Source organism: Citrobacter sp. Cb041 (genome assembly GCF_030336655.1).
GTDB classification, from domain to species: domain Bacteria; phylum Pseudomonadota; class Gammaproteobacteria; order Enterobacterales; family Enterobacteriaceae; genus Citrobacter; species Citrobacter braakii.
In genome coordinates, this window is record NZ_JAOWDD010000039.1 from 316,106 (window position 1) to 339,465 (window position 23,360).

Consider the following 23,360-nt stretch of genomic DNA (forward strand, 5'->3'; position numbering starts at 1 on the left):
GAGCATAATTATTCTTGCCCATGATGTGTTTCTATCTACATCACCGGGCAGTCATCAAACTCCGCATTGCTGGCATCATTAATGATGTAAGTAATCACCCCGAATATAGCGGGTGCAGAACCGTAACCGTCATCATCTACTGGTAGCGCCTCCCTTCTCCCGCTCTCCAGATTAATCAGATGGGGTTGAGGATGAGTCCGATATCGCTTGATCCTGAACTCCCCGTCGATTGCACATATCAGCAGTGAACCATCGCAGGCAGTAAGTGACGCATCTACCACAAGCAGCGCTCCCTGGAGTATCCCTTCCCTGAAATGTGAACGCGATGCCCGCATGAAGTAAGTCGCTGCTGGCTGGCTGATAAGCTGCTGATCGAGTGAGATCCTCGTTTCAACGTAATCGCTGGCCGGTGAAGGGAACCCCATGGCTATAGTCCTCCGTTTGGATTGAACAGCTGAAAGGTTCGGTTCTCGCCTTCCTGCGTGGAGACATCGCGGAATGTTGTCACATAACATTCTATCCAATCGTTGGCCTGCTTCGGCGTCCAGTGCCAGTTAACCTTACCCAGTTCCTGGACAAACCGCTGTGTGGTGACAGTCTTCCGACCATTCGGTTCTCGCTGTATCGAAGCATGCCAGGCTATTTCAATATCGCTACGTCGTGGCATCATTAACCCCTTCTTGAATACTGGATAAAAAAACAGTATAAATACTGTGTATCCATCCAGTAAAGAGGCAATAAGCAATGTTCGTGGAACTCGTTTATGACAAAAGGAATTTTGATGGTCTGCCCGGTGCAAAAGATATCATTCTGGGCGAGTTGACCAAGAGGGTTCACCGGATTTTCCCCGATGCTGATGTCCGGGTTAAACCGATGATGACGCTGCCGGCGATCAACACTGACGCCAGCAAGCATGAGAAGGAACAGATAAGCCGTACTGTTCAGGAAATGTTTGAAGAGGCTGATATGTGGCTGGTTTCAGATTAAACGCCTTGAACCATCATATCGCTTGAGTTGTATTAGCTCAGACCTGAGCTGGCAGTCTTATGGCACAGAGCCAAACCTAACCTGACAGTCCACTCTGTGCCAAAAGCGGAAGTTGCTCACACTTAGTTGCTTTAATAAGCGACGGGCAGGTCATTGCTGTCAACCTACCTATTATCAGTGACATTAACAAATTTTCATAGCATTTATCTGTGGTTAAGAGTTATATTATTGGGCGTCTCTTGTCGAATTTCATAACTTTCTAATTGAAAATTTAGGATTTCTGATGAAAATATCTCTTATTTTTGCCTTTCTCCCTATAGCTATCTCATTTTTTTCATTATGGGTGAGTTTTATTCATGGTAATAATAGGAATAAAACTGGCATTGTTGATACTCTTTCTAAAGAACTAAGTAATAAGAGAACAACTCCTTATATAATCCAAGTGTGTGTATCTAGAATACATAACAGCAGACCTATCCCATTCAATATTTTAAAAAAACTACTCCATTATAATAATGCATTGGAAATCATCCAGCTTTTTTCATTTGGTAGAAAATTACTTGATATTCTTAAATTCTCAGAGAGTAACAATCGTATTGTAGTGGGGTATTCAGACACATATAACACATTAACTAGTAGGTTAATTAGCATGCTCATTTGTTTTTCGTCTTTATCTATATGCTACTTTACATCTGTTTATCTTATGCTTGAAATGATGAAATCAATTGATAGGGCAAGTTCGATGGGAGGCGTAGGATTTATTGAATTCGGTGAGATAATTTTTAAAACAATAGGATTGATCTTTTTTATGTTTATGACATTTATATTTTCTTGGCAATTTATGATCATTTTTAGATCTGGAAAAAGAATAAGTAAAATCCAAAAATTAATTAATGACAACTATTCCATGCGCAATCATTGTAGAAACGGGTAGGCCGTAAATTATAAAATAGGCCAATATAGCTGTTAAGACCATTAAGTCCGCTTCCGCTCTACAGCTGACCTTTGGCCTAGTTAGCACGTCAGCTCTGTGCCAGGAGCGGACGTTGCTAACAGCGTAGTGTGTTAATCTATAGGGCGCAGGTCAGCTGATCTCTAATCAACTGTTTGAATTCTTGAGGAGCAGTAATATGGCAGTAGTTCCTAGACAAAACGCACCAAGTAAAAAAAAGATCTGGCAGTACTGGATTGACAATGGAATTCAAAGAGGTTTGGATGATACGCGCTATGATAATGCGTGTGATTTCAATGTATGTGTCTGCTGTGGCCGCGAATCCTCAAAATTGGAGAGGGCGCATATTATCCCTCACTCACTAGGCGGAAGTAATGATGTCTCAAATTATATTCTGCTATGCAATAAATGCCATAGAGAAAGCCCAGATATTGCTAATGAATCTGCGCTTATTGAATGGATGAATGAGCAACCTACTGAAATGGAAAGCATGTTAAGACTAATCCAACAGGAAATGGATAAATATAATAAAGAAACTCAAATGGCAGTTAATGAAATTCTTATCAAAGAAATTTTCAGTGAGTTGTTCAAAAAGGCAGGAGCACATGGTGGTAGAATTTCTGATGCAACCAAGGTGTATATTGTTAGGGAAGCTTTGAAAAAAATATTTAGTCAGGCCACTTTATAAATTAAAATAATTATAGTCATTCAGTTTGACCGGTCTATTTAATGTTAAGTTTTACTTTACATTAGATTTAAATTTTCTTTTAAGGAAATGCCCGATCTTCGCTCAAAACTGCCTTTCAGGAAAGCTTAATGCGAGATTTTACCTGGCCCTAAGAGCGCTACTTTACAAAATGAAGTAAAACAAAGCCTTCATCTTTTGTTAACATCTGTTTTCCTGCGGGTATCAATCATCCTGACATACATCTCCCTAAATTCCTTATTCTGCTTGATTACCATTTCCTTGGGCAAGGATGCACGCTCATTATTCCATTCATTAACGATATCCTCGCACTCCTTATAAGCATCATTAACAATATTCTCAGCAGGAATCGTCGTGTTGATATAGGGAATAGTATGTTTGTTCAAGCATCTAGAGATGGGAGGACCATAATCATGGTCTTCGGCATGGAGGGGAAGAGCGAAAAGTAATGTAAACAGTGTTATAAATCTCATTTTCAGTTTTTCCTTGTAGAGACAATGTGGCCAGAAACGCCTGTCCTCTACAATAATATCGATTTTATGATGAATAGTTAGTCGCTGAAGAAAGTTATTATGCATATTCTATGACGGCATTACACAATGCCAGCCAAGTGAAAGCCATCCTATCTCAAAATCAGCTTGCGAAAGTTACAATGTCTGCTCCTCGCTCAAAGCGGACTGGCAATCATTCAATACTCGCACTATCGAACGTTCGCCAGTTCGCCGCCGCCCGTTCTTGCATACGACGACGCGTGGCGTCTTCTCAACACCGCGCAGGAAATTTTTTGTATAGCGTGGACACCCCGACATCATAAATTATAGCCACACGTTTTCTTGACTCACCTGCAGCAATCAACCTTCCAGCCTGAGCCTACTCTTCTGCGCTTAACTTTGGCCGTCTGCCGCCGATCCGACCATCTTCGCGCGCAGCAGCTAAGCCAACCCGTGTTCGCTCAACAATAAGCTCTCTCTCCATCTCCGCCAACGCCCCATGACATGAAAGAAGAATCTCCCCATGACTGTCCACGCGCGCCTATCCATCAGGGCGCACACCGTTTTTGCCCAGCACACTGCCAAGTGAGGCAGCGAACCCGGAGTATTGCTTAGAATGACGTGAATGTCATACATGCTGATGTGCCTCCTTATCAGAAGAGTAATCACGGAACACTCTGGCAACACGTATTCTGTAGAATAAAAAAATTGACTGTTTACCTTCTTTCTGTGCTGCCAAGTGCATAACATTTTGCTTCCATCCTGCTACAGATTCCTCATCTTCCCACCATGACAAAGAAAGAATTTTTCCGGGCGCGCTCAGGCTCTGGTAGCGCTCAATAGAAATAAAACCCGGCGTGTCTGACAGTAAAGGCTTCAGTTCGGCAGCAAGCTGAAGATATCTTTCCTGTGCCTCTGGCAGGGCGTCAGCTTCAAAAAGTACCGCAATCATGATTTAGCTCCGTCGTTAATTTCCGATCAGTTTATTACCGACGAAAGTATGACGCTTCGGCCAGCACCGAAGTATGTATGCTGCGTAAGAAGTGGAGGAAACGGATAAAAGCTAACTGAACGATGAACAGGAGATGAATCGCCACGGATTTAACAGACACCTCAGAGTCATTTTTGGACTGACCCCGCCCCGGTAGTGTCATAGACATCCAGCAGATTGGCCCTGATATGTTCGTCGGAAAAGTGGAATAGATACTGATCGGGTTGGATTTTAGCTATTACTGTTCCCGCACCTGGCTGCGTAACGTGCCGGAACAGTAAGCTCATCAAGGCGCGCCGCCAGTTTAGTGCTGACAGAGCGCTGATAAGCAGCTTCAAAAATAAGGCATTCTGTATAACGCAGCCCGAGGCGTATCCCTGCTGACTTTCGAACCGGAATCATCACTGTCTCTTCCACTTCTTCAATCTCTGGCACGAACTCATCATTAACAAGCTTGTACTGAAGCGCGTCTTCTACTCTACGCTCGACCGTAACTTCTACGCCGTCAACAATACCGGACTCCCTGATAACTCCCGGCCCACGCTTCTGACGTGAAACAGTCCTGATTTGAGGTTCGAATACTTCTTCGAATATTTCGTCTTCACAGAACAACGCGTAACGGCGCGGATCCAGCCCCTCAGATTCAAACGCCGTAGCAACATCCTGTGCAATCAGCCCTGCATGTAGCCGCGCGTCCTCACCTTTTTCATTCAGTGACTCCAGTATCTGATAAATTGTCGGCGGCACTTTAGCCCATGCCCGTAATTCAGCATCGGTTAACGCTCCACGTGATTTTTTCGTCGTTATATCAGAGGTGTTGATTGCAGCAGTACCCGCATAGATAACTGACGCGCGTGCGCTCGGCGTCCCTACAGAGGAATTATTATCCGTTTTAAAATCAATGTTACCCGCGAACAGTGACCTGCCTGACTCAAATACGGCAAAACCGGTTTTTGGCGAAGCCTCAGCCTTACCGATGCCAACCTGGAACCTTACAGGATCTGCCAGCGAGGTTTTGTATTCAGAGAATCCGCCAAGTGCCGCGCAGTAAGGATCTGCGATTGTATGTCCTCTCCCACCGGCAAAAGCGTAGGGAGTATTAATGGTATTGCCGTAACCGAAAGCTGCTGAGTTTTGCGCCTGAGCAGCAAACATATTCAGGCGGCCCCATGCTATAGAATAACTCGCACCGGACTCCATCGTTACCTGATACCCTCCAGCAAGCGCATTATTTGCAGCTGTACATTGATAACCCCAGTGAATCGCGTGCGACGCAGCAGGGCCGTTCGCCGGAAAATCACCCGTTGTGGAGCCTGCACTTACCAGGCTCGAAAATTTTGCCAGCGCGATGGCCTCGCCACTCCACGGACCCGCCCCCCGGGCAGAGAACGCTGCAAGAGTATGGCGGTGTGTGACCCCGCGTTCATGCAGTGCTTGCCAGATTCGATAATAGCCATGTTCCCAAAGGGATGTACCCAGCCAGTGCGTGTAATCTCCCGCACCATCAACGTCGTATTGTGTCTTTAGTCCTGCAGAGTTCACATAAATGCAGTTGCGGTTGTGGTTTTCACAATAATCCAGTTGCGCCTGCCAGACCTGGTAACGCATGTGTAATCCGCTCATACCCATGATAAACATCGGTGTGGTATCAGACATCCAGCTTTCAGCACGAAACTGCCTGTCCAGCGTGGCAAGCTTGCTGCGGTAATCCGTAATGGTATCTGTCAGTCCGTTAGCTTCCCCTTGCGCAAAGACAACCATATCGACTCTCGTCTTCCCTGTGGCGACAATTTCCGGTGAGGCCAGCGCCGCTTCAACCTTGCCTTTTATCGCTGCGTAGCGGACTGAGTTAACCCCCTCCCCTGTCCAGTCCTCAATGGAACGCCCACCTGCCGCATCATAGATGATGAACACCTTTTCTGCCTTAAACTCATCCACAAGGCGATGTGCAAATGCCAGCGCTATATTGTTGTTGCCGCCGTTCCCGTTCGGACTGGAGCGTGACAGCGGTGGACGGGTATAATCACTGCTTCCCCAGTCGCCCGTTGCACCATCCCAGATAACGATTTTATCGCTTGCCGGATTAGGCCCTCCACTATTTGCACCGACTGCATTCGACTGTCCGGTAATGACAATAATGAAGATTTTCTGAGCCAGTATCTCACCCAGCGTCAAATCACCCAGTCCTACCAGCCAGGCTCCATCCGGTAGTGCCAGTTCCTGACGCAGCATGTCAGCGTCCATCAGGACCAGATGATTAACATCCTCTGCCCAGCTTATGGCATCCGTTCCGCGTGTCGTGAACGGAACATCCGTTGCTGTATTCAGTCTCCAGAACTGCCCCTGATACCGGATTGTCTGATTTCGTGCAGTGAAAGTAAGAGGACCGTCCTCGTAATCGCCGAGAAAGTCATATCCGGACTTAACAAGAAATTCCTGAAAGGCAGCAGAAAAGCGGGCAAGTTGTTTCTCATGAGCTGACTCCATACCGTGCCAGGTTTTACGGGAATGTCCAAGACGATCATTGCGTCGATCATTCACCTGGTCATTCATCAGATAATCCATGTTTTGCGCGTTATCGTTAAGGTCTTTTGCAGCAGCAGATCCCAGCGAGTTGCCGGTGTTATAAGTCGTCATATGAGCCTCATAAACGAAAAAACCCGCCGAAGCGGGTGATAGTTAAGTAGGTGAAATCAGGCTGTATCGCCGGGATATGTTGCATTGTCGTGATCGTAGAAGCTGGTTTTATACTGTTTCGCCGTTATCTGACATGTGCCGTCAGATTGCGGGGCTATCTCTGAGACAAGAGCGTTATAGCCCACTCGTGAAGAGTCGCAGAAAATCAGGCGTGGCGGTTCAATGCCGGGATCATCAAGAATCATGTCATCGAACGTCGCCAGGTAAGGTACGGAAACCCGGTAATCACCTGCACTGGTCGCCACCATTAGTGAGGAAGCCGAACCATCCTGATAACGAATCAGCACGCGAGGATTTGGAAACGACCAGTCAAGCCGCTCTGTCACCGTGAATGTCGTTGTGCCATCCACAGACGCCATCGACTCAATCAGTGTGCTGACCGTCTGGCTACCGGGTATATCGTCAGTCAGCACGATACGGTCGCCGATGTTATAGCAAAGTGCGTCCAGCTCAGTAGATGTCGTATGGGTCAGCCGCTGCTGCTGATACTTCATCAACCGGCGCATGCCGATTTGGTACGCGCGATCACGATCAAGCACACCATCAAGAGTGTAGTCTTCGATTTTGACAGGGGTTGGATTATCCGGGGTCCGGCACTGTACCGTCTCCTCAGCCCAGGTCGTTCCGTTGATATACGTGACATCAACACCGTCATAATCGTCACCGGAGGGAGCAACGAATGCAGTTTGCAGGTCTTCAGTCATCTCATGCGGACTGATAACCCCGGACCATGGCTTTACGCCTTCACGCGCAACCGAAGCAAGCCCGTCCGTCAGCAGAAAATAACTTTTCCCGGCGTTGGCTATCTTCTGCAAAACCTCCAGCGCAGATGTGCTGTCAGTCGTCTCGAAATCGAAAAACTCATTGCCAGGCGTCCAGTACGCACTTTCCAGCGCATCAATGGCGTCGGTGTCCATATCCAGCCCCAGCGAGTTACCAACGTGGTACAGGGCGCCAGAGATGCTTCTTGGTGCGCCAGTGTCGTAAATCCTTGTCGCTACCACGTTCACCCGGCGATCGGACTGAGCGGCCAGCTTGCCGCCTGTTTCCACCGTGACACCCATCGTCGTTACGCCAGCGTACGATGACGGCGAGGTCAGAAGGCGGCCACGCAACGATTGCCAGTACATATTATCGCGGCTGTTATCCTGTCCCTGCTCGTTAGTGCGTCGACACCGCACTTCAACAAGGCCAGGAGAACTCAGCGTGATGCGCTCAGTAAAACCAAGACCATTTATATTTTTTGTATTATACGAGCCGGTTTTGCTCAACCATCCAGAACCAGAGCCATAGACGCGGTACTGAACTTCCCAGCGAACCGTTCTGTTTTGTTTTCTCCCTTTTTTGTCGTACCAGCAAATGCCATTCGGGAAGAAGAAATTCACTTCAAACATGTCGATGGTTTCATTATCCGGGCATGCCAGAAACGGCCCCATCCAGGAATCATTCTGGTTAACGCCAGATGCGTCAAAATCAAGCACGGTGCGCGCAACGAAACCCGGCCATGTGTTATTGACAACGCCGTCAATCAAGCGCTGAAGAGTCACACTTGTGCCGTCAACGTCGAAAATTTTGTACTGATATCCGGCGTGAGAAACGGAAAGCCTGATATCCCCCTCTGGAATACCCGTAAAAGGCGTGCCGGTGTCACTCTCATAAGCCAGCGTTACCGAGGCGGTGACTTCCTCTTCTTCCTCTGTCGCGTCTGCATGCGGCGTATACGAAGCGATAAACAGGCTATAGTCGACGCTGTTGTACCAGAGCGTTACCGGCATGCCGACATAAGGGGCGAGTTCCGCCAGATTGTCACTGGTAATTCGGCTGTATGCGCCATCGTTGGTTACAACAAACTGATCGGGTACGATTAGCTCAACCGTTGCGCCAGCAATCCACGAATCAGGCAGCTCGTTTGTTGCAGTATCGTCGTCAGCGCTTAATCCGTTAAACGTGATTGTGCTTCCAGACACCGTCAGTGACTGCGCAACAACATCATCCTTGTCCGGCGCCGTCTGGGCCATATCCAGCCCGGCGCCAGAGCTGGTGCCTCCAACTTCAGTGGAGTTAAACCAGTTTTCGCTACGGCGATCACCAGCCACATTCTGGCCGGGCTGAAAAACGGTGTACGCGAAACTATCACCCAGCGATGAAACAGGCGTGGCACCAATACGCATATCCCCTTTGCCGAATGAAAATTGTCCGAATCCCAGCGCGACGAACATTTCAACGGTCATCACTGTCGGATCATCCTGGCTGAAGCGGGTTACCGGCTGTACTACGTAATCGGGGTAAATTCGGCGGCGTCCGAACAGCTCACGAATCGGCTCCCCAAGCTTAGCCTGGTTGGCTTTAGCCGGGTTTACATCGAGTGAATTGCCTGTTCCTGATGAATACCCTCCCGGATCGACCGCGCCTGGTGCAAAAAATAGCGCATATGCAACGGATGCGGCAGAAATAGCAACAGCTATCCACGCAATTGTCCCGGCCTCCAGCCCGTAAGGGATCGGATAGATACGTACTTCACTGGATGGGGCTATGACATAATCGAACCATTCCGTTGCGGGAATATTTTCGCCATCAACTTCAACCGCAATCGGGTGTTTAATATCTGAACGATAATTATCAACGTTGCTCGACAACCACTGATGAAGAGTCAGTACGCCATGTTCATGTATTTCCAGCGGCTCGCCGGGTAACCGGGATGGATAAATTCTGATAGTCACTGCCAGAACTCCACTTTAACAAACCGACGCATAAAGCGCGGCAATGGAAGGATGGTCACGTTGGTCTTTGGGTTGCATTCCACAACATAAAGTTGCTCGTTGATATCCACCACGACTGCAACATGCGTCACCGTTGAACCGGAATAGCAATAAACCCCTGCACCAGCGCATGGCTCGCATTGGGAAAGAGTCAGTGAGAAACTTTTTGCTTCTCGGTCAAGGCCACCATCGTCTTTAGTCACTCCGGCAAAATCAGGCCATTCATGAAGCCCCAGATCGCGACGCACTTCATTCACGATGCCGAAACAGTCAAGTTCAGGGTAAGCGCGTCCGCCCTTCAGCCATGTGACTGAAAGGTATTTATCTTGATTGAACATTGAAACTCCTTAGCTCATGTAACGAAGGCCAGGATAGAACGGGAGTGTGTAGCGATAGCGGGGCCAGCCTGTATCCAGCACGTTCATGTACCCTGCGATAATCTGCGCCTGCGTCGCGGTCCAGTACCCGTTTTTAACCGTCAGGGTATAAGGACGTTCGGCGGGAGCGGTTAAATCGTCAGAGGTAAACTGGCGGTAAGTCACTGTGGCGCCACGCAAGTTTTCCAGCGCGCTACGCACGGATGTCGATGCCTCGCCATTAATGTTAGAGACTGCAAACTGTAGATCCTGTGTACCGTCGCTGTTTCGCGCAGGTAACGCAACGTCGATGGTGCTTGCGATAAATGTCACTTCTTCGCCGGTTTCCGTTGTCGCGGTTATGTCGTCATAGCCATCACAGAGATACAGAGCATCATCACCGATGTTGATTTGTAGGGTTTTGATAATGACCTCTTCACCGGAAGAGGCGTACAGTCGTTTTAAAGTCGGGCTGGTCATGCTTCGGGCCACTCCCTGTTAAGTGCAATATCAATGATGCTGCTGTTGATGATGTAATCCGGGAACTCAGCCCAGCCATCGCCAAGAACAGGACGTGTCCATAGCTCCAGCGTCGCGGAGAACTGCCAGTAAATCGGGGCGACCAGCGTCGGCCCCTGATAGATATCGGTGAACCGGCATTTATAGAACTCAACGCCCAGCGGGGTCTGTAGTCGCATAAAAAACCAGTCAGCACCGTCAGTGATCGTTTCGCGGTACCAGGCCTCAAATAGCTGGGCCTGAATGTCCGTTTCAAAAAGCCACTGCACATTTGCCTGTGTTGGCGTGGAAATGAATGCCCGGCGCTGGCGGGCACGGCCGGTTGTCATTTCGGTACGCATTAACGGACTGACTGGCTGAAATGCATAGCCATCCTGAAGCGGCATAGGGAGATAGTCGTGGGGGTAGTATTTTTCTGCCACTTTTCCTCCGGGCATAAAAAACCCGCCGTTAAGCGGGTTCTTGACCTAAATTTGTTATCCGTCAGGCAACATCAGCACCATGGTTCAGATGGCGAAGAGATTCAATGCCGTTGGTGTTATAGCGGAATGCTTCAACCTGCTTAGTGGAGTGATCCGACTTATCCAGAAAGAATTTGCCGTACAGCTCAGTTTTGAGGTTATTCGCGTTAGCTATGCGGCCGATTTTATTGGCGCTGACGCCGATTTTCTGTCCAGCCTCTGCTGCCGTGTAATAATGCTCTTCAATCACCGGCAGCGGGATAGCGTCATGGACTCTTACCCGCAATTAGATACGATGAAGTATGAGTAGATATGGTGAGTTAGAGATATCTTGAGGGCATCAAGTAAATGGCACTAATTGTTAAAAAGCCCACCTGAGTGGGCTATGCGTCTTTAATATGGAATTTGCTTAAGAAATCTTTGCATGGCGTAAAACGCCTTGCTGTCACCTTGTGAATCAATGATTGCATCCGACATCACGCCACTACCAGTTTCAACAAAAATCCAAGCCTTTTTAGCTGTTGATAATTTCTTGATTAAGTCTAAGGGCACAAGGTAATCCTTGCGGGACTGTGCATATGCTGAGTAGTTAGCTAAAGGACGCTCATAACGAGTAAGATCGCCACCATCACGCAGTTGATACTTTTTGCCATCTATCTCCAAGTAGGCACTTCTAACAAAATCAGTAGTGTTCATCAGGGAAATATTGAGAAGGGCGGTATCTTTCTCACTTTCAGCCCAGAAAGCTCCAATTGCTATACACTGCATACTTTTGCAATCAGTTCCATGTGGCTGCATTAACACCGTCTTACTTCCGCTATGACGATCAACTCCGGTTATAGCTTCCTGCCCTTGATTATTAGCGCATCCAGTCAAAAATGAAGCGACAAAAGCCGCTAACAATAATTTTTTCATATCCCTATCCCCAACAGTAAACATAACCTGATGTTATCACAGGCCGGGTGCATGGCAATGTGGGGCGTCCTTGCATGCAATCAACCTATCTTCCTTCCCGCATTGTACTTGCCGGAGAGAGCCTTAAATACGTCACCTCTCCCATTAGCAAGATCATGAGCCACCTGCTGATATCCCTGCTTTGCCCCTTTCGCAGCTGCCTGCTGGACAAGCATAACGGTAGAATCAGATGGGTTGCCGTTAATAGTAATCGGAGGCACTATGACTGTAGGGCTGATGATGGTGGTATTGCTGTTGTTGTTGCTGACACTCTGAACGCCCGTTCCGTATCCCGGCCTACTGAGCGTTGCATCAAGCGGTTTACCATTCCGAAGCGCATCAAGCTGAGTCACCCCGATCCGGTTCGTTGATGCTTTATCGAAAACATACTCGCCCTTGTGAACAATGCCAGCCGGGTCGTATTTACCACCGGGGCCGGTATAGCCGCCAGTTGCGAAGCCAACGCCAGAAATTGTCGATATATTGGAAACAATACTAGCTGTAGCTGCTGCAACAGACGCCATTGCCGCAATGTTGTAAGGAAATGGATTGGCTGCTGCCATAGCAATACCCTGCTGGATAGAAATCAGGGACTGAGCAATCGCAAATGCCTTGCTTGCAGCAAATGCAGCCTTATAAATCCCTGACTGCTTACCAAATCCTGTTTGCGCTATTGAAACCACACTATCAAACATAGACTGAGTGGCTGCGGTCTGAATCTGGAAGTTCTGATTGCTCAACGCCGCCGTCTGATCGGCATACAATCTCCGCGTCTCATACATCTTTTGCTCATATTCTTTCGTCGTCAGATCCATTTGCTGATATGCAGCGAGCTGATCAGCTTGCCACATATCTAAATCCATTTGCGCTCGCTGTATTTCCTGCAATTGTTGCTGAATGCCTCCCCACGAACCAGATAGCTCGCCCCCCACAGGCGAAAGACTGCCAGTCACTTTCTTTACCGAACTTGGTAGCTGTGCAGTTGTACTACCGAGAATATTTGAACGGGTTTGTTCATACTCTCCCAGCATCAATTGCCCGGTCGCTTTTGCCTTTTCCAGAAGCTCGAGGCGGTCTCTAAGAAGGTTATTTGTCTGCTCATCCTTTGTTAGAACCTGCTCCTGCATCTTCCGGTAGTCATCCAGCGTCTTAACCGAATTTTGCAACGCTTCCTGATTTTTGTACGCCTGAAGGATTTCCTCAGAACGCGCCAGAATTGACTTCTGATCGGCGGTGAGTTGCGTTTTAGACTTGAGGTCAGCAATCTGTTGTTCAAACTTTACTCGCGCCTGTGTAGCGCTGTTCAGCTTGTCGCCGGCGTTCAGTTGAGACTGCATCGCGGCAGTTTGCTGGTTTATCTGGTCGAGCAACCGGGTCGCAGCGTCCTCAGTGTAGGATTTTCCTTTTCTGCCGCGATTTCCCTTCTGTAGCGACTTCTCATAACGAGCATTTTCACGCTGGATAGCCTGATCAATTGCCGCCTGACTTGCCCCTGAATTCCTGATTTCATTCAGTGTGCGCTGGTGACGCTCTTCCTCGTTTTCATATTGCTGGTTGAGTTTCTTTGTCGCATTAAATTCGCGCTTTTTCCTTTCCTCTTCGTTTTTATCTGCCTGCTCTCTGGCGTTGTCCAGGCTTTCGCGAAAATCAATTTCTTGCAGCTTCTTCAGTTCATTTTTCAGGTCATCAGCGGTAAGTCCGGTCTCATTAAAATACAGCCCCTTACTTACAGGATTCGTCTGGAACTCAACAAGTTTTCGCTCAATTTCATCTATTTGCTGCTTGGTCGTCTTCACGCGACCGATATCCAGCATTTTGTCCCATGCGCTTTTTGCAGCGTCACCAAGCCAGTTCCAGGCTGTTTCCAGTGAGCCTAAGCTAGCCTTTATTTCTTCTGAGCGGGTTCGTATTGCAGATGAATAGCTTTCCATGGCTATTCTCGCCGCTTCCTGGCTTCTGCCCTGCTCGGCAAGAGTGGTGATCTGCTCTAACTGCGTAGCGGTGAGGAAGTGGATCGATTTATCAAGCTCTTTTACAGCATTTACTGGGTCGTCTTGAATGCGCTGGAACTGTTTTATTGTGTCATCGACTGACACTCCTACCGAGTCCCGCATTTTTTCAGCAGTATCGGCTATCATCATAATGCTGGAGCCTGAAAAGCTGCCTGTACCAACGACCTTTGCAATACTTTCAGCAAATTGACTCTGGGATATTGAAAATGTCGAAAGCGACTTCGCCATTATCTGCAACTCACCGGCAGTTTTACCAGCATAGCCACCTGTAAGAATAATGGATTTATTATACGCATCCTGATCCTTAGAGCCTTTGTAATAGGCCAGACCAAGAACACCGACCGCCGCAGCCGCCAGTGTAAACGGGTTAATCAGCCCCGCCACATATCCGCCAACTCCTTTAATCGCTGGCCCGATACCGCCGAACATATCTTTAAGTTGACCGCCCTGCTGCAATAAGACCGTCATCGGAGCCTGACCGGAAGCGAGGCTCACGACAATATCGGTCATTTGCGCTGGGATCATGCGCATCTGGTACGCCATCGCGCGGGACGTGACCCCGGTCTTCTTCATTGCATCCTGGGTGATTTCCAGTTGCTTACGGGTAGTCGCAAGGCTGGAAGAAAGCACATCGTATCTTTCCGGCGACAACATACCAGAAGCCTTCGCGCTGTCGAGTTGCTTCTGCTGGTCTGCCAGCCTTTTAAATGCCGTACCTATCGGGTCAAGCTGAGCGGAAAGACGCTGAAGTGACGCGCTTTGCTCATCCCTGGCTTTTGCAGCAGCTCTTTCAGCCAGCGCCTCACCATTGATTGCTTTTTCTGTCTCGCGGAGCTTAGATGCCAGATAATCGAAATCGTCATCCGGCAGAATCCCAGCCTTCTGGTATTTCTTGAGTTCCTGATATCTGTCATCCAGCTTATCCAAGGCCGCACTAACCGGGTCAATCTGGTCCCTTAGCTTTGCAAGAGCTTTCTGTTGCTCACTCAGTTCTTGGCGATGGTTCCGCGTCTCTTTGGAAACAGATTTTTGCACTATGTTGTAATCAATGAACTCATGCTTCAGGCTGTCTGTTGACCTTTCCGCCTGCTCGCCAGCCTGGGTGATTCTAGCCAGCGCCGTCGCCAGATTATCGGCATTATTCTTTGCCCCGGAACTATCCAGAACAATAGCAAGGCGTGATGTTTGTTCGGTCATTTACCTTTCTCCGGGCGTAAAAAAACCCCGCCAGAGCGAGGTTGTGTTCAGTGTTCAGTCTTCATTTTTCTGTCGCTCGTTTGCGTCGGCGATCTTCACGCTTTTCCTCACGCTGTACATCGTCGAACACCTTCATTATCGCCTTCAGCATCATGAACTTGATAAAGTGGTGATTAACGCAGCCGTAAATGCGTAACTGCTCTGTGAATTCTTCAGCAAACCGTAGCGCCTCCACCATGTTCTTCTCGCCTTTCATGAACTCCGAGAAGTCTCGCCCAGCTCTGGAGGCGCATTCAACAATTCGGTTATTCATGCTCATGCCGCCGCATACAGTAACTTCATTTGCCCTTTGACGGGGAACGCGGCCAGACATGGGCAGCCAAGAGCGGTACGATGAAATCCACCACCCTGTCTCAGACTCACACTACGGAAAGCTCTTGCTGGAAGATGCGCACGCGAATGCACGATTTGTTGCGGGTATAAAAAAGCCCCGGACTGTACCGAGGCTCATTTCTTCTTGCTGCTTCCTTTCTGTTCCTTCGCCCACTCATCCCGCCAGGCATCGTCGAGGGCAAGTATCGAAGCATCAAACTCTGTGCGGTCAATCAGGATAGAACGTGAGGCCAGATAGCGCTCGATATCGTGCAGGGACAACGGGAGCGGTACGCCAGCCATTCCGGTATACTGTCTGCCGCGAGAAATCATTGCGTAAGCGTTGAGTATCTCCCCCGTTACAGCATCAATCTCAGGCTCAGGAATTGGCGGGAGTTTTAATTTCTCCCTTCGCCACTTTGCCTTTTCACCCCGCTCCCCGCCGAATTCACTCAGCCACTTCTGCGCTTCGATGGCTTTTTTACGGTTTCCTGCTTTTGCTGCTCTTTGCCCTGGGCGATGCTGGCTGCCTCCGCCAGAATTTGCCAGTAAATCGCTGGCTCCTGTTTCAGAAGTGCAGCTCCGCGTTCCGGCGTGTATTCAATCGGAACTTCTTCGCCATCAACAAACTCACCAACGCCCTTCCAGTCTTTGAGCAGGTAATGCGCACAGTTGTCGATAAGCAGATCATCAGCAGAGTCTATTTCCCCGACCGCTGACAGGCTAAATTCGCTGGTTCCAACCTGGTAACTGGCGTCCATTTTTTCAATATGACGACGGATAAGAGCATTACGCGAGCGATACTGGTCGTTATCAATGCTGTTGACGAGCAGTTTCAGGCCTTCAATGGGTTTCAGACCTTTCAGTGGTGTGAACCAGCGCTCGCCACCAACATCAATTCGTGGGGCTAGGATAATCATTAAAAACTCCTGCATGAAAAAAGCCCGCGCCACCATGGAGAGCGGAACGGGCAAGGGAAATTTTATGGTTCAGTTACGATAATCTCGGCGGTGGCGGTGAAGCCTCGCACTTTACCGGTTATCGTTGCGGTGCCGGCGCCGGCTCTGACTACCTGGCAGGTTTTTGGGCCTGTCGATACCACCGTTGCGACAGTCGGATCTGATGACTCCCACTGCACAGCATCAGTCGCACCAGCCGGGGCAAGGTTCGCTGTCAGCGTGACGGAAGTACCGACATCACCTGATGAAGTTTCTGGCGTTACGCTGATTGCCGTGGCAGGGGCGGTAACAGCGCGGGTAATCGTCGGCGACTCGTCAGCTGCAGTGATATCCAGTTGAACCTGAATAATGTCGGTATTGCCGCCATCCGGCCAGTCGCCAGAGACCTGCACTTTCGGGAAGTTAAACGTGTATTGCCCTTCGTCGTTCGCCAGCGTGAAACTGAATGGCACGGTTGCGCCAGTAAGCGTTTTACTCCAGACCTCCCACGCTGCTTTTGACCACGACAAAGTGATCGAACCTGACGGCGTGAACGTAGTCGGGATATTGGCCCCGGCATACGGTGAGCCGGTACCGATACAACGCTGAGTCTGAACGTTGTTATCAAACTTGATGTTAAAGGTATCAATACAGAAACCATCACCACCATCGACGCCATTCAGGTTAATTGCAGTGACCTCTTTGAACGAATAACGCAACTCGCCAGCATTATCAGCAGGTGTGCCTGTGATGTAACTCATATCGTCTGCTTTTGAGTCCCAACCCAGCCCGGCGAATGTGACTGTCGCGGTAACGTCGCCATCATTCGGAACTTCCAACTGGAACACGCTCACCTGCGCGCCACGAACAATAGAGGCAATGCCAACGTCCGAAGCGTATGTCGCAAGAGAGAAGGAAATACGGTCATTCCCCATCGTCAGCACATTGCTTGCCCACTCTGCGCCAAAACACGAAGCAAGAAAGTCATCATGCTGGCCATAGCGGAATTTTGCCCCGACATCGCCGCCAACATCGACCGTCCCCAGCGTAGCGCCCTGCGCCATTCGGGTTCCACCAATCTCATCGTTATCGTTGGTGTTCTGGGACGGGCCAACGCCCCAATTGGTACGTTTGAGAAGATTCCAGACGCCAGCAGGCGTAATTCCTGGTGTCGTCTCCCGGATAAAGGCCGAGAGTACCTTAGCGCCGCTCGACATGCGGTCACCTCCATCGAAGTTAAGCGCTACAGAGCGCGGTAAGGAATATGTAGATTGAGCTGAGACCAGCCGTCGGCCTCGCCCGCCGGGATTGCCGATACAGCGAAGTAACTCAGTCGTCCGTCATTCTGGAATTCGAAATGCTCCGTTAGCTGGTCTGCTGTTCGAGTAAGCAGAATCGTGCCGGTGTAGACCGGTACAAATAGCTGAATGATAAGTACACCGGTTCGATGAACTACCGGCCCGTTCCCGGTTTCGTTGGCTCCCGCCTGCCCTGAAATATTGGTGAAGCGTGCCCAGATATCGCGGCCACTCGGATCAAATAGCGGTCCGTTGGGATAGTCCACCCCATCAGAAGCAATAGCGGTCTGCGCCGTCATTCGGGAAATGACAGCGTTTCTGATTTCTGTAAGGGTCATTTGTAGGCCTGAACGACACCGTTAAATGAAACTGCATAGACGCCCGCTGGAGCCTGCGTTGAATGCCCGTTCTCCAGAGGTACGGAGTAAGGAAGGTTTGACTGGATATAAATCACTGAGTAGGCCGGAGCCTGATCGATGATGTTTTTACCGTTGAGAAATGTCGTCGTTCCGCGCGGGTCCTCCTCTGTTGGAACCGAGTAATCCGGTGATCCGATACTTACGAAATGCGAAGCCCTGAACGTACCCGCACGATAATCTGCCGGGCGTTTGATATCCATGCTGTCGTTAACACGTACTTTCTTCCTGAGTCGCCCGGTTTTGGTCAGATTATCCGGGTTGTCGTAGAGCGATTCGTTCCATTCTCCAACCGCTTTGGAGTACTCGACGGCGGTAGCGTTAATCGCCCATAACTCTGGATTGCCGACAGGAGACCGTTTCACGATTTCATTCAGCAGCTGTGTAGCGATGGCTCGCTGCCGCAACCTCACGTCATCGGCCACCAGCCCGGCGAATGCTGCCGGGTCAATACTCCAGCCCTTAGCCATATCACGCCCTCCGTAACTGGATGGAATACGCAGCACCAGCGGAATCAACAGCGGCGGTTATGACCTCATAACGCTGAGGTACACCAGTTATCGGTTCCGGCGCCGTGACAAAGTGCCCGACTGCTGGCCTATCGGTCACCTCGTTAACCAGGGCGGTTAATTTCAGGTCACCGTGCAGGATATTAACGCCATCGATACGACGGAGTTTGTACCGCGCCAGAACACCGCGCCCTGAATACGTCACCTGCGTTTCACTGCCGGTTTCCGTTACCGGATCCCAGTCACCTCGAACGGTGTATGTTCCAGTGAAATCCTTAACAGCATCCTGCAGGTCGGTATCGAATGCTGCGGCGACTTCAGTTTGTAGCTCGTCACGTATGCCCATGCTACCTACCCCCTGACCAACCGCACCTGCGACTTACTAACGCCATATGGCATAAGCATGGCCAGCGCAAGCTGCAGGTCGGAATCGAGTAATGCCGTGCTGTTGGTGGCGGTCTCGGCATAGGACTTTGAAACAGAAACATCGTCAGCATCAACCGTCTTACTCAGCAGCACCCCAGAATCGGTTTTCTGCTGATACAGCCCGTCATTTGATGCAGCCAGTGCCGCATAGGCGCCAGCCTGCTTCACATCGTCAGGAATAATGGTTTCGTGAGTAGCCTTATTGCACGGAAGCTTCAGATTGAGACCATTCATCCAGGTGTTAGCCATCAATACAGACCTGACTTTTTTGCTTTCATCAGTCCAGGAATCTCCCAGAATGGAATTGACGTCTTCAACAGTTATGAAGGTGAGCATCTATTACTCCGTTTCTTTCCAGCCGAGCGCCTTCCAGTTTTCAACCTCATCAGGATGTACGTCAGCATTTGTTGGAGCGCCGGGAAATGCCGGAAAGTCAGTGACCATAGCAACCAGATAATCCTGCTCCTGCTGCTCCTGCTGCTCCTGCTGCTCCTGCTGCTCCTGCTGCTCAGAATTGCTTTTTGCAGCAAGTTCGGCAGCAAGTTTTTCCGCCGCTCGTTGAGCGCGCTGTTCTTTAGTTAATCCGGCCATTGGCCCTCCACTAAAAAAGGGGCCGAAGCCCCTGATTGTTAACCCAACAGCAGAACCGAATGTTCCGTTTTCACTGCCGCCACACCCCATGACAGGCCAACTTCGTAGCGCACCTGGCGGTACTGACGGTATAGCGCCACCTGGTAAGTGATGCCCGAGACCGGGTCGGTAACGTTCATCACATCATCCGCGGTATCGCCACCCTGCGGCATTGCCGGGGTTCGGGACGCCAGCAGGAATGCGTTGCGGTCAAACGCCATATTGGCAGTGAAGGGGCCGGTCGCAGTAATAGCGGTGTTGTCGGCCAGCGCCTGGCGTAAGCCCGGAGCTGCCAGGGTGATAGTTGCAGCAGTAGCCGCGGCCACCAGATACTGATTGCTGTCACCGTCGAACATCACGATATCACCGGCAGCAAAGGCCCCCGCGCCGCTATCAATGGGAATCAGAATGTCGCCTTCATCTTTCGCGTCATTGACCAGGTATCCGGCAGCAGCAGATGCTGCACGTTTCTTAACGTGTGCGGATTCGTGGATGTTAAAGCCCTCCAGGCGACCCACGATACCTTCACGCAGTAAGGCATCAGTACCCGATTCGTTCACTTTAAACAGCACCGACTGCTTACCGCGAAGGTTCGCAATCGCAGAGGAGCCCAGAACCATCTGCAAATCAGTCGTCGGTGAGCCGTTGTCTGAAAGAACCTGTCGCGCGTTTGCTGCATCGGATAAATCACCGGCAATACCAAACGGTGCTGTACCCGCAGTACCAACAGCACGGGATGAGGCGTAATACAGCGCCGCCAAATCGGCATCCATCTCGTTAGACAGCGCGCGAAACGCCTGCTTAAACTGATCCGCAAGAATAGTGTTGTAGGTACCTGCTGGACCCAGCGCCAGTTGCTCTTCACCGTTCCATTTGACCGGGGCCATTTTGGATTTGGTGATCTTAACTTCAACGTTTCCGATGTTCTGATTGCCATCATCTGGCGCCGTAGCCCCCGGTTCAATGTCAACGGTCGTTGCAGGCGGTGCGACTGGTGCAGTAACTGACTGCCCTTTCGCTGCTGCATCTGCTTTCGCATTACGTGATACGGAAGGGATAAACCCAACCTGCTCACGTGACACAGTATCCAGAGCGGTATAGATAGTCGGGATCAACCCGGTAAGCGTGTTAGCCATGTGTATGGATTCCTTCGAAATTAAAATTTAGGGTTGTTTGAGCTATCCAGCTCTGGCACCAGCCGCTATCCGACGGCTGGCAATGAATTAATCGACGATGGTGATGCCGTCTTTGAGGGTCGATTGCTGATCTGTCGGGCTCAAACTGCTGAACGCATCGCGCTTCATCGTTTTCTGCCCGATTGAGTGTTGAGACTGACGAGAGCCTCCTCCCTGATTACCACTCGCCTTCAGAATGTGATCTTTCTGAGGGTACTGCTCCACCAGAAATTCCAGCGCCTCATCAAAGACCGCCAGTTCGCCCGGCTTGGAGCGGGAGTATATTTTGTTGCCGGAGCCGTCATAAGCAACGACTTTGCCATCCTCAACTTTGAAAGACTGACCAAAGCGGGCCTGTAGCATGTCCGCCGGGATCGCAACTTTATCAGCAATGAATTTCGAGCCTGAGAAGCGCCCGCCAATCATTTCCTGATAGAGCTGTCCTTCGAGCGTTGTCGCCCGCTGGGTGGCTTCATCAAGCTGAGCCTGGAATGATTTGGTGATATCCGCTTTCACCTGGTCAACTGCGCCTGCGTCGATCAGCTTTTTCTGGTCGATTTTTGTCATCATCTCCAACGCTTCGAGCGCCTTCGCCGGATCGCTAATTTTGGCGAATTTAGCCAGGCTAGCTTCGGCAGCTTCTTTCGCTTCACGATGAGATTTTGCCTCGCCATTCAGGGAGGAAATTTTTCCTACTGCCTGCACGGCATCAAAGCCGATCTCCTGGCCGTCATCGTGGACGTACACGGGCAAACCGTTAGCATCAACTTCCGCATAGTGCTTGCCATTTACTTCAACTGTCTTCAGTTTCATGTTGGTACCTTTTCGAGGTCATCCGACCGTTGCACCGCTCACCATCCGGTATTGCGGCAATAAAAAAGGCCGCCCGGAGGCAGCCTTGTGTTAGTCAAAATTATTGTCAGGAATGGCCGTTGGCCTCGTCCATCATAGCGGCACTAATCAGGCCGCCGATCATCCTTGCTTCAGGTGTCGTACTTCCTGCTTTCTCAGCCAATGCTTCCAACTGGTCCAGAAGATCCACAGGCCTGGGCGTGGAGTGGTACAACTCATTGGCCCGTTTTAGACACGGGAATTTTTCTTCAGCCATTCGAGTAGCTCCGGGTTAATACGCTGGTAATCATCCTTACTGCCCAGCATGAATATCGTAAGAATTTCTGCAAAGAGTTCACGTTCGTTTTCGGAAGCATAATAACTGACAGGTCGCCACCAGCCTTCATTATATGCTTTTGTAGTAAGTTGACTTAAATCGTCAATGTGCTGGTAATAGAGATGATGCCCCATTTCATGCGTAACCGTGCCGGCAACGCTTGAAATCGCTGCATAATTCAGTTGATTGTTCCCGGCTGCGAGTAAAGCGGCATCCGAAACCGTCAACATTCTTTCCAGCGACAATGAAGAAACGAAATCATAAGTAGCGCTATTTTCACAAATAGCATCCCACTCAGTGGACTGCATCGCCCAACGAGAAACATGGACAGCAGCATTTTCCTCAAAATACGCACCTGCTGCACTTTTCCTCGTACCACTTACCTCTCCAAAATACTTAACTGGCGGTAAGCGAAACCGCTCAATAACATTCTGCATGGCTCCGGCGGCAATACGTGCTGACTCCAGCGTAGTTTCTTCAGGGAAGCGAATTTCATCGGCAATAATTCCTCGCATACCCTGTTCAATCTCCGCTACTGACTGTGCATCATCCAAAGAAAAGCCGGGAGATTTCCCGGCTTGTCTCAACTCTGAGAGTTTATTTAGTTGGGCCAACGTCAACCATTCGCCCTTGTCACTATAGAAGTCGTCATATTTCATGACGCCATCACGCATCATCCTTGCTCGAGTCTCGCCTAAGATTTCTTTTTGCCGGGAAAATGGCTGACGCTGCAACCATTCGGAATATGTAGTATCGCCGGGGGCCTGTCCATCCATACTGGCGCGGGAACTGTTCTGAACCTCACCAATTTGAATACCCAACTCATTAGAGGATTTCAGGATGTAGGTTTCCACGCTGCGACAGCAAAAGTGGATTTTGCCTGGTCCCTGAAGATACGGTACTTTATGGCCGATTGGTTTATTATCCAGCGTGTATTTAAGGCAATCGCGAACCCGGCAATCTTTCGATGTCCGGTTATCCAAAGTGGATAACCACTGCTTACCCTTCAGAATGTCGTCATTCGCATCCGCAAAGCTTTTACGCGCCGTCGCCGCAAGATGCCCTACAGCTGTTTTAGCAATACTCCCCGCGTTCGTCCTGCTTAGCGCGTCAGGCATGCGACATAGCACTGGCCACTCATGCAGAACGTTACGGCGACTATGGCCGCAGCAAGATGAAAGAGACGTACACGGTGAGAGTTGAAGGCGTAAAGGTCTGGGTTGAGGTAGTTAACCGTAAGGCGAGCTACGTGGCCACGGCAATGACAGGTATGCGCCGGTTGCGCGCGCTGCCAGGTCAGGTGAGTTGATAACGATATTTCATTAACAGTTTTCCGGCAGCTCTAT

General features: G+C 49.8%; 26 protein-coding genes and 4 pseudogenes. 5 read left to right on the plus strand and 25 right to left on the minus strand.

Annotated features, from left to right (window positions below; genetic code table 11):
* Positions 1 to 35: 35 nt before the first annotated feature.
* Positions 36 to 425 carry a HumD family translesion DNA polymerase gene (locus OGV52_RS14515; protein WP_047417995.1) on the minus strand — a complete coding sequence of 130 codons (390 nt, stop codon included), beginning with the start codon at positions 423 to 425 and terminating at the stop codon, positions 36 to 38.
* Between the two features lie 122 nt (positions 426 to 547).
* Between OGV52_RS14515 and OGV52_RS14520 the strand changes: the two are divergent.
* The 4 genes and pseudogenes from OGV52_RS14520 to OGV52_RS14535 all read left to right on the plus strand — a co-directional run.
* Positions 548 to 649 (plus strand): annotated as a pseudogene (locus tag OGV52_RS14520) (hypothetical protein); the annotation flags it as partial.
* 95 nt (positions 650 to 744) lie between these two features.
* A complete protein-coding gene (locus OGV52_RS14525) occupies positions 745 to 987 on the plus strand; it encodes a DinI family protein (RefSeq protein ID WP_003840850.1) in 243 nt (80 codons plus the stop codon).
* Positions 988 to 1,270: 283 nt separating this feature from the next.
* On the plus strand, positions 1,271 to 1,921 hold the full coding sequence (locus tag OGV52_RS14530) for a hypothetical protein (RefSeq protein WP_101699969.1): 651 nt from the start codon (positions 1,271 to 1,273) through the stop codon (positions 1,919 to 1,921).
* 196 nt (positions 1,922 to 2,117) lie between these two features.
* Positions 2,118 to 2,627 carry an HNH endonuclease gene (locus tag OGV52_RS14535; protein WP_052134161.1) on the plus strand — a complete coding sequence of 170 codons (510 nt, stop codon included), beginning with the start codon at positions 2,118 to 2,120 and terminating at the stop codon, positions 2,625 to 2,627.
* A 188-nt stretch (positions 2,628 to 2,815) separates the two neighbouring features.
* Here the strand turns inward: OGV52_RS14535 and OGV52_RS14540 are convergent, their stop codons facing one another.
* The 24 genes and pseudogenes from OGV52_RS14540 to OGV52_RS14655 form a co-directional block, all read right to left on the minus strand.
* Entirely contained in the window at positions 2,816 to 3,118 is a 303-nt protein-coding gene (locus OGV52_RS14540; RefSeq protein WP_052134162.1) for a hypothetical protein, read from the minus strand.
* A 289-nt stretch (positions 3,119 to 3,407) separates the two neighbouring features.
* Positions 3,408 to 3,667: pseudogene (locus tag OGV52_RS14545) on the minus strand (helix-turn-helix domain-containing protein); the annotation flags it as partial.
* A gap of 97 nt (positions 3,668 to 3,764) precedes the next feature.
* Positions 3,765 to 4,088 carry an antibiotic biosynthesis monooxygenase family protein gene (locus OGV52_RS14550; RefSeq protein ID WP_047418003.1) on the minus strand — a complete coding sequence of 108 codons (324 nt, stop codon included), beginning with the start codon at positions 4,086 to 4,088 and terminating at the stop codon, positions 3,765 to 3,767.
* A 270-nt stretch (positions 4,089 to 4,358) separates the two neighbouring features.
* On the minus strand, positions 4,359 to 6,764 hold the full coding sequence (locus OGV52_RS14555; RefSeq protein ID WP_072034388.1) for a sialate O-acetylesterase: 2,406 nt from the start codon (positions 6,762 to 6,764) through the stop codon (positions 4,359 to 4,361).
* Positions 6,765 to 6,820: 56 nt separating this feature from the next.
* Positions 6,821 to 9,544, minus strand: a complete 2,724-nt coding sequence (locus OGV52_RS14560; RefSeq protein WP_287108693.1) for a host specificity factor TipJ family phage tail protein — start codon at positions 9,542 to 9,544, stop codon at positions 6,821 to 6,823.
* Positions 9,541 to 9,921: a hypothetical protein gene (locus OGV52_RS14565; protein ID WP_047418006.1), complete on the minus strand. Its 381-nt coding sequence runs from the start codon at positions 9,919 to 9,921 to the stop codon at positions 9,541 to 9,543. Before OGV52_RS14565 ends, OGV52_RS14560 begins: the two co-directional genes overlap by 4 nt.
* A 9-nt stretch (positions 9,922 to 9,930) precedes the next feature.
* Entirely contained in the window at positions 9,931 to 10,419 is a 489-nt protein-coding gene (locus OGV52_RS14570) for a DUF1833 family protein (RefSeq protein ID WP_047418008.1), read from the minus strand.
* A complete protein-coding gene (locus OGV52_RS14575; protein WP_047418010.1) occupies positions 10,416 to 10,880 on the minus strand; it encodes a hypothetical protein in 465 nt (154 codons plus the stop codon). The genes OGV52_RS14570 and OGV52_RS14575 overlap by 4 nt, the downstream gene beginning before the upstream one ends.
* A gap of 61 nt (positions 10,881 to 10,941) precedes the next feature.
* A pseudogene (locus OGV52_RS14580) lies at positions 10,942 to 11,190 on the minus strand (phage repressor protein); the annotation flags it as partial.
* 122 nt (positions 11,191 to 11,312) lie between these two features.
* Positions 11,313 to 11,834, minus strand: a complete 522-nt coding sequence (locus OGV52_RS14585) for a hypothetical protein (RefSeq protein ID WP_149382832.1) — start codon at positions 11,832 to 11,834, stop codon at positions 11,313 to 11,315.
* 80 nt (positions 11,835 to 11,914) lie between these two features.
* Positions 11,915 to 15,082 (minus strand): phage tail length tape measure family protein, encoded by a 3,168-nt coding sequence (locus OGV52_RS14590; protein ID WP_287108695.1) that lies wholly within the window; start codon positions 15,080 to 15,082, stop codon positions 11,915 to 11,917.
* Positions 15,083 to 15,143: 61 nt separating this feature from the next.
* Positions 15,144 to 15,395: a hypothetical protein gene (locus OGV52_RS14595; protein WP_047418022.1), complete on the minus strand. Its 252-nt coding sequence runs from the start codon at positions 15,393 to 15,395 to the stop codon at positions 15,144 to 15,146.
* A 194-nt stretch (positions 15,396 to 15,589) separates the two neighbouring features.
* Positions 15,590 to 15,757 (minus strand): hypothetical protein, encoded by a 168-nt coding sequence (locus OGV52_RS14600; RefSeq protein WP_103766491.1) that lies wholly within the window; start codon positions 15,755 to 15,757, stop codon positions 15,590 to 15,592.
* Positions 15,758 to 15,906: 149 nt separating this feature from the next.
* Positions 15,907 to 16,374, minus strand: coding sequence for a phage-derived protein YdaY family protein (locus OGV52_RS14605; protein WP_047418027.1), 468 nt, complete (start codon positions 16,372 to 16,374; stop codon positions 15,907 to 15,909).
* A 62-nt stretch (positions 16,375 to 16,436) separates the two neighbouring features.
* Positions 16,437 to 17,609: a phage tail tube protein gene (locus tag OGV52_RS14610; RefSeq protein WP_169330083.1), complete on the minus strand. Its 1,173-nt coding sequence runs from the start codon at positions 17,607 to 17,609 to the stop codon at positions 16,437 to 16,439.
* A 26-nt stretch (positions 17,610 to 17,635) separates the two neighbouring features.
* The gene (locus tag OGV52_RS14615) at positions 17,636 to 18,028 is read right to left on the minus strand and encodes a phage tail terminator-like protein (protein ID WP_103766172.1); all 393 of its coding nucleotides are present in this window, start codon (positions 18,026 to 18,028) and stop codon (positions 17,636 to 17,638) included.
* A complete protein-coding gene (locus tag OGV52_RS14620) occupies positions 18,025 to 18,576 on the minus strand; it encodes a hypothetical protein (RefSeq protein WP_047418035.1) in 552 nt (183 codons plus the stop codon). The genes OGV52_RS14615 and OGV52_RS14620 overlap by 4 nt, the downstream gene beginning before the upstream one ends.
* Before the next feature lies 1 nt (position 18,577).
* Positions 18,578 to 18,961, minus strand: a complete 384-nt coding sequence (locus tag OGV52_RS14625; RefSeq protein ID WP_149382826.1) for a glutamate 5-kinase — start codon at positions 18,959 to 18,961, stop codon at positions 18,578 to 18,580.
* 5 nt (positions 18,962 to 18,966) lie between these two features.
* Complete coding sequence (locus tag OGV52_RS14630; RefSeq protein ID WP_149382824.1) at positions 18,967 to 19,377, minus strand: DnaT-like ssDNA-binding protein; 411 nt, start codon at positions 19,375 to 19,377, stop codon at positions 18,967 to 18,969.
* Positions 19,378 to 19,380: 3 nt separating this feature from the next.
* Positions 19,381 to 19,632 (minus strand): hypothetical protein, encoded by a 252-nt coding sequence (locus OGV52_RS14635; RefSeq protein WP_169330080.1) that lies wholly within the window; start codon positions 19,630 to 19,632, stop codon positions 19,381 to 19,383.
* Between the two features lie 38 nt (positions 19,633 to 19,670).
* The gene (locus tag OGV52_RS14640; protein ID WP_047418045.1) at positions 19,671 to 20,807 is read right to left on the minus strand and encodes a major capsid protein; all 1,137 of its coding nucleotides are present in this window, start codon (positions 20,805 to 20,807) and stop codon (positions 19,671 to 19,673) included.
* Between the two features lie 87 nt (positions 20,808 to 20,894).
* The gene (locus OGV52_RS14645; RefSeq protein WP_047418049.1) at positions 20,895 to 21,659 is read right to left on the minus strand and encodes a DUF6651 domain-containing protein; all 765 of its coding nucleotides are present in this window, start codon (positions 21,657 to 21,659) and stop codon (positions 20,895 to 20,897) included.
* 106 nt (positions 21,660 to 21,765) lie between these two features.
* A complete protein-coding gene (locus OGV52_RS14650; RefSeq protein ID WP_047418052.1) occupies positions 21,766 to 21,954 on the minus strand; it encodes a hypothetical protein in 189 nt (62 codons plus the stop codon).
* Between the two features lie 656 nt (positions 21,955 to 22,610).
* Positions 22,611 to 23,120, minus strand: a pseudogene (locus tag OGV52_RS14655) (structural protein); the annotation flags it as partial.
* Positions 23,121 to 23,137: 17 nt separating this feature from the next.
* Here OGV52_RS14655 and OGV52_RS14660 point away from each other — a divergent pair.
* Positions 23,138 to 23,323 carry a DUF4060 family protein gene (locus OGV52_RS14660; RefSeq protein ID WP_287108740.1) on the plus strand — a complete coding sequence of 62 codons (186 nt, stop codon included), beginning with the start codon at positions 23,138 to 23,140 and terminating at the stop codon, positions 23,321 to 23,323.
* The last annotated feature ends 37 nt before the right edge of the window (positions 23,324 to 23,360 follow it).

Bases quoted from the DNA above. Each gene is read 5' to 3' on its own strand.
- OGV52_RS14645 (WP_047418049.1), bottom strand. From the start codon at position 21,659: ATGAAACTGAAGACAGTTGAAGTAAATGGCAAGCACTATGCGGAAGTT.
- OGV52_RS14585 (WP_149382832.1), bottom strand. From the start codon at position 11,834: ATGAAAAAATTATTGTTAGCGGCTTTTGTCGCTTCATTTTTGACTGGA.
- OGV52_RS14610 (WP_169330083.1), bottom strand. From the start codon at position 17,609: ATGTCGAGCGGCGCTAAGGTACTCTCGGCCTTTATCCGGGAGACGACA.
- OGV52_RS14625 (WP_149382826.1), bottom strand. From the start codon at position 18,961: ATGGGCATACGTGACGAGCTACAAACTGAAGTCGCCGCAGCATTCGAT.
- OGV52_RS14630 (WP_149382824.1), bottom strand. From the start codon at position 19,377: ATGCTCACCTTCATAACTGTTGAAGACGTCAATTCCATTCTGGGAGAT.
- OGV52_RS14600 (WP_103766491.1), bottom strand. From the start codon at position 15,757: ATGGCTGGCGTACCGCTCCCGTTGTCCCTGCACGATATCGAGCGCTAT.
- OGV52_RS14640 (WP_047418045.1), bottom strand. From the start codon at position 20,807: ATGGCTAACACGCTTACCGGGTTGATCCCGACTATCTATACCGCTCTG.
- OGV52_RS14620 (WP_047418035.1), bottom strand. From the start codon at position 18,576: ATGGCTAAGGGCTGGAGTATTGACCCGGCAGCATTCGCCGGGCTGGTG.
- OGV52_RS14650 (WP_047418052.1), bottom strand. From the start codon at position 21,954: ATGGCTGAAGAAAAATTCCCGTGTCTAAAACGGGCCAATGAGTTGTAC.
- OGV52_RS14635 (WP_169330080.1), bottom strand. From the start codon at position 19,632: ATGGCCGGATTAACTAAAGAACAGCGCGCTCAACGAGCGGCGGAAAAA.
- OGV52_RS14595 (WP_047418022.1), bottom strand. From the start codon at position 15,395: ATGAATAACCGAATTGTTGAATGCGCCTCCAGAGCTGGGCGAGACTTC.
- OGV52_RS14525 (WP_003840850.1), top strand. From the start codon at position 745: ATGTTCGTGGAACTCGTTTATGACAAAAGGAATTTTGATGGTCTGCCC.
- OGV52_RS14615 (WP_103766172.1), bottom strand. From the start codon at position 18,028: ATGACCCTTACAGAAATCAGAAACGCTGTCATTTCCCGAATGACGGCG.
- OGV52_RS14550 (WP_047418003.1), bottom strand. From the start codon at position 4,088: ATGATTGCGGTACTTTTTGAAGCTGACGCCCTGCCAGAGGCACAGGAA.
- OGV52_RS14605 (WP_047418027.1), bottom strand. From the start codon at position 16,374: ATGATTATCCTAGCCCCACGAATTGATGTTGGTGGCGAGCGCTGGTTC.
- OGV52_RS14590 (WP_287108695.1), bottom strand. From the start codon at position 15,082: ATGACCGAACAAACATCACGCCTTGCTATTGTTCTGGATAGTTCCGGG.
- OGV52_RS14535 (WP_052134161.1), top strand. From the start codon at position 2,118: ATGGCAGTAGTTCCTAGACAAAACGCACCAAGTAAAAAAAAGATCTGG.
- OGV52_RS14565 (WP_047418006.1), bottom strand. From the start codon at position 9,921: ATGTTCAATCAAGATAAATACCTTTCAGTCACATGGCTGAAGGGCGGA.
- OGV52_RS14570 (WP_047418008.1), bottom strand. From the start codon at position 10,419: ATGACCAGCCCGACTTTAAAACGACTGTACGCCTCTTCCGGTGAAGAG.
- OGV52_RS14515 (WP_047417995.1), bottom strand. From the start codon at position 425: ATGGGGTTCCCTTCACCGGCCAGCGATTACGTTGAAACGAGGATCTCA.
- OGV52_RS14555 (WP_072034388.1), bottom strand. From the start codon at position 6,764: ATGACGACTTATAACACCGGCAACTCGCTGGGATCTGCTGCTGCAAAA.
- OGV52_RS14540 (WP_052134162.1), bottom strand. From the start codon at position 3,118: ATGAGATTTATAACACTGTTTACATTACTTTTCGCTCTTCCCCTCCAT.
- OGV52_RS14530 (WP_101699969.1), top strand. From the start codon at position 1,271: ATGAAAATATCTCTTATTTTTGCCTTTCTCCCTATAGCTATCTCATTT.